We start from the raw sequence: 12473 nt of genomic DNA, 5'->3' as shown, positions 1-12473 counted from the left end.
ATTAGACCGATGTGCCGGCTTTTTTCATTTGCTCGGGGTAACCGTAGTTACCGTGCTCGCTCAAATCCAAACCGATAATTTCTTGTTCTTCCGTCACGCGGAAACCGATCGCTTTTTTCACAACCCACAATACGATGAACGAGGCAACGAATGCGAAAGCACCGCACACGACAACCGATTCGAATTGTACCCACAGTTGCCCCCAACCGCCGCCTTCGAACAATCCCGCTTTACCGATTCCCACTTTCTGGGACAATTCTTCCGTTGCAAACAAACCATTCGCCAATGTTCCCCAAACTCCTGCCGCTCCGTGCACGGAGAGAGCAAAGATCGGATCGTCGACTTTGATTTTCTCGAAAAACTTAGCGCTGAAGAATACGAGCACGCCCGCTACTAGACCGATTACGACTGCAGCCCACGGATCTACGAATGCGCAAGATGCCGTGATCGCAACCAGGCCTGCCAGAGCTCCGTTCAACATCGTCGTAATATCCGCTTTGCCGTTAACCAGCCAAGAGATCAACAGTGCCGCTACAGCGCCCGCCGCCGCGCCCAATTGCGTGTTGAATGCGACGAAGCCGAAGAAACCATCACCGATAGCAATTGTGCTACCTGCGTTAAATCCGAACCAACCAACCCATAGAATCAGTACGGCTAGAGCCGTGAACACTTGGTTGTGTCCAAGAATCTCATTGGCCGATCCGTCCTTATTGAATTTACCGATACGCGGCTTCAATAGAATCGTAGCCGCTAACGCGCCGATAGCACCCGTTAAGTGAACAACGGTCGATCCCGCGAAATCTTGCGCTCCGTCTTTGGCCAACCATCCGCCGCCCCAGATCCAGTGAGCGATGACAGGATAGATAACCGATACGAAGAATAGCGTGAAGATGAGATAGGCAGATAATTTCGCGCGCTCCGCGAATCCGCCCCATGCGATGGAAAGCGACACCGCTGCGAACGCCAATTGGAAAACGAAAAACACGGAGCTTGGTAATGCATTGTCTACGGACGCAATTTCCGGATTAAAGAAGAAGTTTCCTAATCCGATAAATTTATTCAACGAATCAGACGCATCTCCTCCAAAGGCGAATCCATACCCGACTGCCCAGTAGACGATTGAAGCTAGGCCAAGAGTGAAGATCGTTTTGCCTGCTACGTGCCCGGCATTTTTCATTCGTGTCGAACCCGCTTCCAGAAGGATAAAGCCGCCTTGCATGAGAAGAACCAAGATCGCTGCCAGCATTACCCATAATGCGTTTATTCCCATATTGAGCTGATTTGCGGATGGATCCTCTGCGAATGCAATTGTCGGAAACAGCACGAGAAGTGCACCCAACGCCACTAAACTTTTCTTAATCAAACCGACCACTCCCTACGTGTAATGTTTCATGACATATTAAGAAAGGCTTAGTGTCATTATAGGGTGATAATTACGATTTGACAATACGATTTTCATAAAAAAATTCGATAAATGCACCAAAAATCTAACATTAACATCTCAAAATCAGTTTAATGTTAGGATTCTGACCACTTTCAGCTCTGTAGACAACCAGTCCCCCTTCAAATTTCCGCCTTGTCCAACACAAATACCTTACAACAAGTGGGTATATGTAAATTAATATTCCACAAGAATTAGATTGGCTATAATAACAGCTTTAACGGCTGTAAGCATCACGTTTGACTGTACGGTTCCCCTTTCGGTATGATAGATGAATAAAGCGACAAAACAGGAAAGAAGGTGATTCGATGCGTAACGGATCGATGAATGCCCCACGCCTGTACCGGATTGGCGAAATTTCCTCTTTGGCCGGTATTAGCCCTCGTACAATCGATTATTACACCGGATTAGGTCTACTGGCGCCAGCCAAAAGATCAACGGGAAATTACAGGCTCTATGACGACGAAACCCTGGAACGCATAAGGCGCATTGAACATTTGAAAGCCCAGAAATTCTCGTTAGAAGAAATTCGCGAGCAATTCGCTTCCCTTAACCGAGTCGTTCCGGATGAGGCCGTAACCCGCAAGCTCTCGGATTTGCAAACCCACCTTGCCCTGCTGGAAAGGGAAGTCAAGGATTTGGAGCCCGTTCTGGAGCAATTGAAGCCGCAACAAGCCAAAAGGCTCTTCCGTGCCATCACACCGCAAACGGCTGCGTGCGTAGAAGCGCTTCTTCTTCTTTTAGGGAAGAGTAATCTTATGTAGCGCAAGCCGCAGATTTAACATCAGCAATACGGAGGGATTAACATCATGTTCTTTCACCCGATGGATTTTCTCATTATTATCGCCTTCGTCCTGTCACTGTGGGCTCAATTCCGAGTCAAGAGCACATTCAACCATTGGTCCGAGGTTCGAAGCGCAAGCGGAATGACCGGATACGAAGCGGCTAGACGAATGCTTGACCGCAACGGACTACACGACGTTCCGATCGAACCCGTTCCCGGAGCGCTCTCCGACCACTACGATCCCATTAGTCGTGTCGTGCGCCTATCCGAACCCGTATACTACGAAAGCTCGATTTCCGCGATATCCGTCGCGTGCCATGAAGTCGGGCATGCCATTCAGCATCAGAACTCATACCCGATGTTAGTGCTGCGTCACAGGATGTTCCCGGTCGTTCGGTTCTCTTCCGGGATAGCGCCATTCTTGCTCATTGCGGGATTCTTGTTCCATTCCATGAATTTGGTCGGTATTGGTATTATCTTCTTCACCGCAGCGGTCGCTTTTCAGCTCGTAACTTTACCCGTTGAATTCAACGCCAGCTCGCGTGCACGTGACATTATGATTGCCGAAGGCTTCATTACACAAGACGAAGAACGCGGAGTCGCGAAAGTATTAAACGCAGCCGCACTCACCTATGTAGCCGCCGCCTTGATCGCCCTGCTGGAGCTGATCAAATATATAATGATCTTTACGAATAGCAATCGGGATTAACGATGAATTTATAGAAGCGAAGCAACCCCGCCAGATAATCCTGGCGGGGTTGTTTATTTACGATCCTATTGTTACAGGGACTTATATTGGTTCTTGAAAAATTCGAGAAGGAAAGTGTGGAACATCTGTACAACCAATGGCATTTTCTCTCCGGAACGGCGGATGAGCCCTATCGTACGGGTGACACGGGGCTCGCTGATCTTCACGACCGCCGGCATCATGGAGCTCGTCTCGTACATTGCCATCTCAGGTAGCAGGCTAACGCCCATATCCGCCGCGACAAGGCCGCGAATGGTTCCTGCCTCTTCTCCCTCGAAGCCGATTTTGGGCGTAAATCCGGCTTCCCTGCACGCGTCCCACACGATTGGCCGCAAGGAGTAGCCCGAACTGAATAATACGAACGTTTCATCCTTAAGTTCATTAAGGTTAATCGAATCCTTCAACGCCAATCTATGCGTTTCCGGCAGGATAGCGAATAACTCCTCCGTAAGCACGACTTCGCCAGTCACTTGCTCACTCTTCTCCGGAAACGGAGAAATAAAGGCGATATCCACTTCCGCATCGACGATATCCCGAATCAATGAAGGGTACATTCCTTGGCGAAATCTGAATTTCACGTTCGGATGTAGCTTGCGAAAGGCGGCAACGACTTGAGGAACAAGGTGAATCCCTAGGCTATGCGGAAAACCTAGCCTAATCTCGCCTACCTCAGGGTCAAGATATTCGTGTATTTCCATGACCGCCCTATCCAAATCCCCTAACAAGGTTTCCGCTCGCCGCAGGAATAATTGGCCTACAGGAGTCAATTGAACATTCCGCCCTCGCTGCATGAACAGACGAATGCCGAGTTCTTCTTCGAGCCTATGAATTTGCCTGCTGACTGCGGATTGAGCCACATGCAGTTCTTCCGCGGCGTTCGTAACGTGCTGGAGCCGAGCGACCCTCACGAAATATTCTAATTGCCTGAGTTCCATTATGCATCCCCTTCCACGCCCATCCGCAAGTTCCAATGATTGGACAATGGTATTCGTTAACGATTATAATGATTACTGCAAACCTTATCAATGAAGGAGGATTATAATCATGTCCCAAGAACGTGCAGCTACACTCAAAGGTAACCCTATTACTCTTATCGGCCCCGTCTTGAAAGCCGGAGATTCCGCTCCCGATTTTTCACTCAACAAAAATCTGCTCGAAACGTCTTCCCTGCAAGATTACGCGGGTAAAGTTAAATTGATTAGCGTCGTTCCTTCGATCGACACAGGCGTATGCGACGCGCAAACTCGCCGTTTCAACGAAGAAGCTTCCAAATTGGGAGACAACGTCGTTATCATTACGGTCAGCGCCGATCTTCCTTTCGCCCAAGCGCGCTGGTGCGCGGCTGCAGGAGTCGATCGCGTATTCCTACTATCGGATTACAAAGAAAATAGTTTCGGTAAATCCTATGGCGTTCTCATTAAAGAACTTCATTTGGATATGAGATCGATCTTCGTCCTCGACGCCAACAATCAAATTACTTACGTAGAAGTGCTGAAGGAAATGACCGAGCATCCGGATTATGAAGCAGCTATCGCTGCAGTTAAGAACCTGATCTAAAAAGCTCAGCGAGTACAACAAAAGCGAGTTAGGCGAACAGCCTTCCTCGCTTTTGTTGTACTCGTCTACATTTATCTAAACTTTGTATGAGGACAGCTTGCGATCCAATACGCTATAGATTTCCTGAATGATACGATAATTCGCACCCAGATCACCGAGAGATCCCCGAGATGCCGAATAGATGTCTACTGCCGTGTTACCTGGGCTTGTACCGACGATTTGGATCGTAATATCCATCGTCCGTCCGGACATCGTCTTCTTCTCCATAACGATCTCGCCAACCGTCTGAACCTCATGCAGAACTTTGTAGCCCTTCATCTTCTTTAGAATGGAGCTAACCTCGTCCCAAGCACGATCTTTCGAAAGGCGATAGTAATGAGATTTAAGCTTCGGATCTTTGGCCTTGTCACTCGTATGTTCGTGGCTGCGGATTAGTCCAATCAGCAATCGCTTCAATGCTCTCTCTCCCTCCGGGTACCCATGGCGCGCTACATTCTATCTTACCACGCTTGACCCGGGGATTAAAGTCCAAGGATAGAAAAAACCCGCCATTGCCGTCCGACGTGCATGTTTCTGAACCTGCTTTGGCAGGTGGGTGCCCGCAGCGCAGCTTTTGACTTCCCTTTTCGGGGGCATGTCAGCCACTAGGCAATCTAGAGCTCCCTGGAAACAAACATTGGTTCAAAACAATAAAGCGTCGTAACGCACAAGGCAGGAGTAATCTCATTATAAGCACGTGGATAAGAAAAGTAAAATGGCTAGCTCTGGGATTTCTTCTCCTCTTCCTCTTCGGATTCCGTTTCGGATTCCGATTCGGACTCGGCCGCTTCTTTAAGCAACATCATTTTCTGGATAACCAGATTGAAGTTATAGAACGTATATACCGCTATGATGCTACCGAAGAAAAACGGAAGCAGAAAAGTGAATCGCGTACTTATGAATAGAACGGCAATCGCTCCGATCGCCATAATCAAGGAACGAATCGGACGACCGATCGTCAAGATGAGAGCGTTCTTAAGTAACTGAACCGTTTTCATATGAAAATGCGATAAAAGCGAGAAGAAATGCAACAAAGAAATTAGTAGAAGCAGCATTAAAGCGATAAACAAGTAAGCGAGCAATTGAAATCCGGCCATTTGTTTCAAATAGACCTGAAAATCAATGATAAGTATCGCGAACAGGAGGGCATAGAAAACGCCGCCAATCATCGCCTGTTTGTAATTCTGCTTGTAGTTACGGAAAAAGGTTTTGAATAGCGGGACGTCTGTATCGCCAAGAACCCATTTCCGGGCGACCGAGAACATAGCCGAGGTCGCCGGAAACAAGGTAAACGGGGCAACAATTGCAAGCAATCCCACAATAAGCTTAACCGAGTTAGCATATTCATCTGCACTCGCGTCCGGTTGACCGATGAATAGCGTAATCAATATGAACCAAAAAGGTGACGATGTGAGAAGCCACAATACGTTCGTAACTGACAACCTCATGATCCACTCGGATAGCTTATAAAAGCCACCCATCATGCCCCGCATTTCCATGGGGATTCCTCCCTGATGACGTTCGTCAGTAAGCTATTGGTTTAGATTTTAACGAAATCTTCGCTCTGAGAGCGGCTTCCACGGTACTCTTCGCGGCGTTCTGGACGAGCTCCGCGATTCGAATCCCGGTAACTGCTATCATCGCGGCTGCTGCTGGAACGATTGCCGCCACTGTAAGGCTTACGTTGACCGCCACCATAGCTGCCGGAACCGCCGCGAGAATCGCTGCGTCCTTGTCCTTGGCGCCATGAACCTTGACCGCTTCCACCGCTGCTTCCGCTTCCGCCGTAACGACGTCCGCCGCTGCTGCTGCTGCCGTAACCGCCACGGTTGCCTTCGAATTTCCGTTTCTTAGAACGAATCGGATCTTCCGGCGTAAGCTCGATGTTCACGTCTTTCTTGTCGCCAGTCAGCAATTTCATTGCCGCGGCAAGCAATTCAACGGAATCATATTGCTCTAGAAGCTGCATAGCTACCCATTTGAATGGATTAACTTCTTCTTCAGAACGAACTGTGTCCATAATGCGTTCTGCGATAAGTTTTTGCTTGCCTTCCATTGCTTCAGACAGCGTAGGCAACAATTTCTTGGAAATCTTGTGGCGCGTTACTTTCTCGATGAAATGGAGATGATCGATTTCACGAGCAGTTACGAACGACCAAGATGTTCCTTCTTTACCTGCGCGACCCGTACGGCCGATCCGGTGAACGTAGCTCTCTGGATCTTGCGGTAGATCGAAGTTGATAACATGGGTTACGCCCGATACGTCAAGACCACGAGCCGCAACATCAGTAGCAACCAGAATGTCGATGCTGCCGTCACGGAATTTCCGCATTACGGTATCGCGTTGGTTCTGCGACAAATCGCCGTGCAAACCATCGCACGCATATCCGCGTTTCATAAGAGCTTCCGAAAGTTCGGCTACGCGACGCTTAGTACGACCGAAGATGATGGCCAATTCTGGCGGTTCCATGTCGAGCAGTCGGCATAGTCCGTCAAACTTCATCCGTTCTTGAATTTCAACGTAATATTGCTGAATCAAAGGCGCGCTAAGCAGCTTCGATTCTACCTTTACGTGCTCTGGATTACGCAAAAATTGCTGAGCAAGCTTCTGGATGTTCGCCGGCATTGTCGCCGAGAACAGCAACGTTTGGCGCTCTTCCGGTACGAGCTTCAGGATGGACTGAATGTCCTCCATGAATCCCATATCGAGCATTTCATCCGCTTCATCCAATACGACCGAACGAACGTCGTCCAAACGAATGGTTTTGCGGTTAATGTGGTCTAACAAACGACCGGGTGTTCCGATAATGATTTGCGGCTTCCGCTTCAAGGAGCGGATTTGACGTGAGATGTCTTGACCGCCATATATAGCCAAGGAACGAAGTCCCTTGAAACGTCCAAGCTTCTCGATTTCTTCTGATACCTGAATAGCCAACTCACGTGTCGGGGCCATGATCAGGGCAACGATGCGATCTTCCGATGCTGCAATCTTGCTGATTAGCGGTATACCGAATGCTGCGGTTTTACCTGTACCTGTCTGGGCCTGCCCGATCATATCCTTGCCGGCAATGGCAACGGGAATGGCTTTAGCTTGGATTGGGGTCGCCTCTTCAAATCCCATCTCCGATATGGCTTGAAGAACGTCGGACTCCAAACCAAACTCTGCAAATGTGCTCAAACTTTTTCAATCTCCTTCTGTGTTGGGCCTTCAACTTACGGCTTCCAAAAAAATGATCAGTTCATTATAGCACAAACCTGATTGTAAACTCTAGTCTCAGGAAAAGAATACCAATTTAATTGCATGATCGTCTTTTCCAAGGGGAACCTAAGTGCAGTTCGTTTTGCTTACAAAGGAGTGCTAAATATGAAGAGAATTGCCATAATCGGCCCCGTATTTTTGATGATTATCAGCGCCGCCGTTGTCGGATGCGGCTTTCAATTACTCCTAATCCCGGAAAAGCTCTTAAGCAGCGGATTATCCGGTGTTGCCATGATCATCGGATACTTAAGCGGTTGGAATATCGGTTGGTTGTATTTTGCCCTAAATGTCCCGGTTTTGTGCTGGGGATATTTCGTTCTAGGCAAAAGATTTATTTTTCTAAGCATGGTCACCGTGTTGTGCACGGCTTTTTTCCTTCAGGTGATCCCCGAAATCAGGTTGACGAACGACCGTCTCCTTGCTTCCGTCTTCGGCGGCGTGCTCGTTGGACTTGGCGCCACAGGAGCACTTCGCTTCGGAGGTTCATCGGGTGGCTTTGACATCATCGCCTCCATTATATCACGTTACAGGAACTTACCGATTGGCATACTTATCGTTCTTCTGAATACTTTCGTAGTAGCCGCCCTCGGTTTTCTTCAGAACGATTGGAATGCGGCCTTATATTCTATGCTGTCGATCTACCTTACGGGAAAAATAATTGATGCCGTCCATACCCCCCACCTCAAGATAACCGCGTTCATCGTCACGAATCAAACCCAGGAAATGGCCGCGAGGCTACTGAAGATTCCTCGAGGAGTTACGATTATTAAAACACGGGGAGCCTTCACCAGCGAGGAACGCGATATGTTAATGACCGTGACGACGCGGTACGAGTTGGCCGAACTTCGGAAAATGATAAAGGAGATCGATGCAAAGGCATTTGTAAACATTGTCCAAACCGTCGATGTGATCGGGGATTTCCGCAGAAAATAAAAGTTTTTAATAATTCAGCTAAAATTCCACAAAATACTACAAAATACCTGTGTCTACTCCCCCTTAAGTCGTTTATAATCGTGTTACAGAGCTGATGGGAGAGAGTATAGATGAATATTTTTGTTACGTTTTTTCTTTTGATTAACACCGTCTTCGGCGGACCGCAAACGAACGGGAATTCATCGGGTAATTTATGGAATACTTTGAAGACCCTGCAAGCCAAACCAACAACCCCCGATCCGGGCAATGTTCAAACACCGCAAGTAAGCGGCGATCCTCAGCCTAAAGCTCCAATCGTCAAGGGCATTTATGTAACGGCTTACAGCGCTGGCGGAGAAAGAATGGCAAGCTTGTTGAACCTGCTGGACAAAACCGAACTAAACGCCATGGTCATCGACGTTAAAGACGATCTTGGAAACATTACTTACAAAACGGACAATCCCGAATTACAGAAACTAGGAAGCCCCCAGCCTTATATTAAAGACATCAACAAGCTAATGACTACGCTTAAGGAACATGATATTTACCCTATCGCAAGGGTCGTCGTGTTCAAAGACAGCGTTCTCGCGAAGAAAAATCCGGAGTACTCGTTCGTTCAGAAAGACGGAACGCTCTGGCAAAACAAGAACAAAGACAAATTTGTTAATCCGTATCGCAAAGAAGTATGGGAATACAATGTCGAAGTCGCCAAAGAAGCCGCAAAGCTAGGCTTTAAAGAAATTCAATTCGACTACGTCAGGTTCCCGGAAGGTTTCGAGAAAAAAGCCGACGGACTGAAGTTTACGAAAAACGAACTAAGCCGCGTGGATATCGTTACAGGTTTCGTCGAATATGCCAAAAAAGAGCTCGAACCACTTGGAGTCCGAGTATCGGTAGATATTTTCGGTTACGCGGCATCCGTTCCCGCAGCCGAGGGCATAGGGCAAGACTTCACGAAAATCTCGAATGCCGTTCATGTCATTAGTCCTATGATCTATCCGAGCCACTACAGCACGGGATGGTTCAAGCAGAAAGATCCGGACACAGCTCCTTATGCTACGATTAAAGGCGCCATGGACGATACGCACAAAAAATTGGATCCGTTAGGCGACAAAAAGCCAATCATCCGTCCTTGGATCCAAGACTTCACGGCTAGCTGGTTAGGCAAAGGCCATTTCACTAAATACGGACCCGCGGAAGTAGAAGCCCAGATCAAAGCGCTTCACGATAGCGGAGTGCAGGAATACCTGCTCTGGAATGCCGGCAACAAATATTCCGAAGGCGCTAAATTTTAATTAAGCTTCGTACAGTGATTACAGCACTCATACTAATAATGGCTAAGCAGATCATGATCTGCTTAGCCATTTTTAATTCAGCTGTATCAATCGAGGAATATCAGCCAAATTCGAATACACGGTCTTGCCCTTCTCCAAGGCGAGTTTGACCATTTCGTCGGCGCCTTGAGACGGACCGCCTACTCTAAGAACGGAATCGCAATGGTCTAATAACCGAATCGACGAGGGGTGGAATATCCGATTAAAGACGCTATCGCCAATCTCCCTCGAACCGGATTTCTCGATTAATGGCAGCGCATACCACTCGCCTAACACGGGCAAATGACCCGCTTCATACACTTGAAGTCCGATGGACGTCATAAAGGCCACGTTCTCCTCAATTAATAATGGATTGTCGTTTGTTCCGCTACGGTACGGCCCGGCGATTAATATATGCTGTGATTTCACAGGTGTAAGCACTTGGTTTAATTCGGCGTATTGCAGCAGCATGATCGTTTTCGCGTCTTTTATCTCGCCATTCTTCACCATGTTCATTACTTGTTGGAATGGATATTCTAAAACTTCGATGTTCTCTTGTTCTTCCGCTAATCCGCCGCCCTTACCGATCTGCATCGAAGGTGTATATTCTGCCGCGTAGAAGTGGAGGAGCTCTGTGACGGAACCTGGCGACATGTATGCCTCTCCGATTTTGCGTATGCCAGTCACCCGGTAACCCGTTTCCTCTTCCGTCTCTCTCAGAATACTTTCTTCCGGACTTTCATTATCTAACAGCCCTGCGCAAGCCTCGATCAACAAACCCGTTACATTGCCGTTAACGTACGTAGGTAACCGGAACTGCCTAGTCAGGATAACGGATTGTTTCTCACGGTTATACAGTAATATTGTCGCACCATTCCCCCTGTTATAAGCTTCCCTCGATTGGGTTTCGATCGTGCCATCGCTTTTTTCTCTCGTGAAAGTAATTTTTTTTAGCTCATACCAGTCGTTAGACAAGATTTCTTCCTTAACGATGCGAATTTCTGGGTTCATGCTCAAACCTCCTATGATATATACAATTTACAATTTCTATCGACATGCTTAATTCTAGTGCGTTACGTAACGTAACCCGCAACCTATTTTAAATAGCACGCAAAAAAAGCCGCACTCGGATAAGAGGCGGCCAATCGATTGTAAACCTATCACTTCCTGTTTATCGCATGAAAAAAACCCGAGTCTTTCGTAATATAGAGGGGGTTCCTTATCGTAATCCTTTGATTCAAAAATTCCCTAAACTCGTTTAGCTTTTTGCCGGTCAGTATCTCCCTTGCGTTCATGGGAGTTGAGATAATATAACTTAATAAAGGTTCTATGTCGTTTACCAGCATATGATCCTCGTACCGGAATTGCTTAATTTCCCCAAACCACCTAGCTAAAATCCGTGTCCCGTTATCCAGATGAAAACGTTCCATTACAGGATCTAGTACTTCCAAATCCGGATCGAAATCTTTAGCAAGCGCCTTGATCTCCAGCAGATGTCCCCTGCTCATTGTCGAAGCGAATAATGACCCATTCGGCTTCAACACCCTGCTGATTTCGGCCATCGCTTTCGAATGGTCTAGAACATGATATAACATGTGGTTAGCAACAATAAGGTCGAATTCATTATTATGAAAAGGGATCTCTTGTACATCGGCTACAAGGAATTTGAATCTTCCGTTTGGGTCTTCTATTTTGTTCCGCGCCTCGTTTATCATGCCGTGAGACATATCGGTCAATGTTATTTTCCAGGAATCCGGGATTCGATCGCCATTTCGGAACCATAACGTACCGTCTCCGCAGCCAACCTCTAAAATTTTCATATTTGGCAGTAAGCCTAGATGATCGAAAAACCAACGATGCCATCCGATTTTGTTTAAGCTAAACCGATCATACAAATCAATCCTTGCCTGAAGGCGATTAGCCGTCAAGTACTGTTCGAGCCAACGCTTTTCTGTATTTATAACGTTAAAGAGAGCGAATAAATGATTCCAATCGTTAATCCCGTTTGATCCTTCACAAACGCTGATTGCCTCTTCTATTGCTTTTATTATGTAGTATATATGCGCATTTTGGGATAGAATGATATCCTTTTGCATCTTTAAAGAATGAAGTAGACCATGATCCGATGATAAATGGTCTTGGACAATCTGTTTTATTTCGTCGAGCGATAAACCGATGGATTTTAAAGTTTGGATTTTTTGAAGCCTAATCAAATCATTTTTGTTATATAAGCGTACAGAGGCATCACTATAACGTGAAGGAGTTAACAAACCGATCTGGTCATAGTATCTTAAAGTTCTTACCGTGATTCCGGTTTGTTTAGCAATTTGGCCAGTCGTATGATATTCATATTCTGGTTCCAATCGCTTCTCCCCCTTTCAATATTGTGACTAATACAAAAAGCCACATGAATTGGCGGT

12 protein-coding genes and 1 other RNA gene are annotated in these 12473 nt (G+C 47.0%); 5 read left to right on the top strand and 8 right to left on the bottom strand.

The features are described from left to right. Position 1 precedes the first annotated feature (1 nt). Complete coding sequence (locus L3D05_RS06945; protein WP_239615273.1) at positions 2-1363, bottom strand: ammonium transporter; 1362 nt, start codon at positions 1361-1363, stop codon at positions 2-4. Positions 1364-1749: 386 nt separating this feature from the next. Between L3D05_RS06945 and L3D05_RS06940 the strand changes: the two genes are divergently transcribed. After that, complete coding sequence (locus tag L3D05_RS06940) at positions 1750-2205, top strand: MerR family transcriptional regulator (protein WP_239615272.1); 456 nt, start codon at positions 1750-1752, stop codon at positions 2203-2205. Between the two features lie 45 nt (positions 2206-2250). Further along, positions 2251-2934, top strand: coding sequence for a zinc metallopeptidase (locus L3D05_RS06935; protein WP_239615271.1), 684 nt, complete (start codon positions 2251-2253; stop codon positions 2932-2934). Positions 2935-3005: 71 nt separating this feature from the next. Here the strand turns inward: L3D05_RS06935 and gltC are convergent, their stop codons facing one another. After that, positions 3006-3908, bottom strand: a complete 903-nt coding sequence (gene gltC / locus L3D05_RS06930) for a glutamate biosynthesis transcriptional regulator GltC (RefSeq protein ID WP_239615270.1) — start codon at positions 3906-3908, stop codon at positions 3006-3008. Between the two features lie 109 nt (positions 3909-4017). Between gltC and tpx the strand changes: the two genes are divergently transcribed. Continuing rightward, positions 4018-4530 carry a thiol peroxidase gene (gene tpx / locus L3D05_RS06925; RefSeq protein WP_239615269.1) on the top strand — a complete coding sequence of 171 codons (513 nt, stop codon included), beginning with the start codon at positions 4018-4020 and terminating at the stop codon, positions 4528-4530. A gap of 75 nt (positions 4531-4605) precedes the next feature. Here the strand turns inward: tpx and L3D05_RS06920 are convergent, their stop codons facing one another. From L3D05_RS06920 to cshA, 4 genes are all read right to left on the bottom strand, one after another. Beyond that, complete coding sequence (locus tag L3D05_RS06920) at positions 4606-4986, bottom strand: DUF1499 domain-containing protein (protein ID WP_239615268.1); 381 nt, start codon at positions 4984-4986, stop codon at positions 4606-4608. An 82-nt stretch (positions 4987-5068) separates the two neighbouring features. Continuing rightward, a non-coding RNA gene (gene ssrS / locus L3D05_RS06915) (6S RNA) lies at positions 5069-5251 on the bottom strand. Positions 5252-5288: 37 nt separating this feature from the next. Next, positions 5289-6068 (bottom strand): YesL family protein, encoded by a 780-nt coding sequence (locus L3D05_RS06910; RefSeq protein ID WP_239615267.1) that lies wholly within the window; start codon positions 6066-6068, stop codon positions 5289-5291. A gap of 41 nt (positions 6069-6109) precedes the next feature. Further along, a complete protein-coding gene (gene cshA, locus L3D05_RS06905; RefSeq protein WP_239615266.1) occupies positions 6110-7747 on the bottom strand; it encodes a degradosome RNA helicase CshA in 1638 nt (545 codons plus the stop codon). Positions 7748-7933: 186 nt separating this feature from the next. Here cshA and L3D05_RS06900 point away from each other — a divergent pair, with 186 nt between their 5' ends. Together L3D05_RS06900 and L3D05_RS06895 are read left to right on the top strand one after the other, a co-directional pair. Next, positions 7934-8761: a YitT family protein gene (locus tag L3D05_RS06900; RefSeq protein ID WP_239615265.1), complete on the top strand. Its 828-nt coding sequence runs from the start codon at positions 7934-7936 to the stop codon at positions 8759-8761. A gap of 110 nt (positions 8762-8871) precedes the next feature. Next, positions 8872-10035, top strand: coding sequence for a putative glycoside hydrolase (locus tag L3D05_RS06895; protein ID WP_239615264.1), 1164 nt, complete (start codon positions 8872-8874; stop codon positions 10033-10035). A 72-nt stretch (positions 10036-10107) separates the two neighbouring features. Here L3D05_RS06895 and L3D05_RS06890 read toward each other — a convergent pair whose 3' ends face one another. Together L3D05_RS06890 and L3D05_RS06885 are read right to left on the bottom strand one after the other, a co-directional pair. Continuing rightward, complete coding sequence (locus tag L3D05_RS06890) at positions 10108-11064, bottom strand: NUDIX domain-containing protein (RefSeq protein ID WP_239615263.1); 957 nt, start codon at positions 11062-11064, stop codon at positions 10108-10110. Positions 11065-11213: 149 nt separating this feature from the next. Continuing rightward, on the bottom strand, positions 11214-12416 hold the full coding sequence (locus tag L3D05_RS06885; RefSeq protein ID WP_239615262.1) for a MerR family transcriptional regulator: 1203 nt from the start codon (positions 12414-12416) through the stop codon (positions 11214-11216). Positions 12417-12473 lie beyond the last annotated feature (57 nt).

This window comes from Cohnella mopanensis, from assembly GCF_022352055.1.
GTDB lineage: Bacteria > Bacillota > Bacilli > Paenibacillales > Paenibacillaceae > Cohnella > Cohnella mopanensis.
Note: the sequence above shows the minus strand (reverse complement) of the source record. Positions and strands in the feature narration are given on the sequence as shown.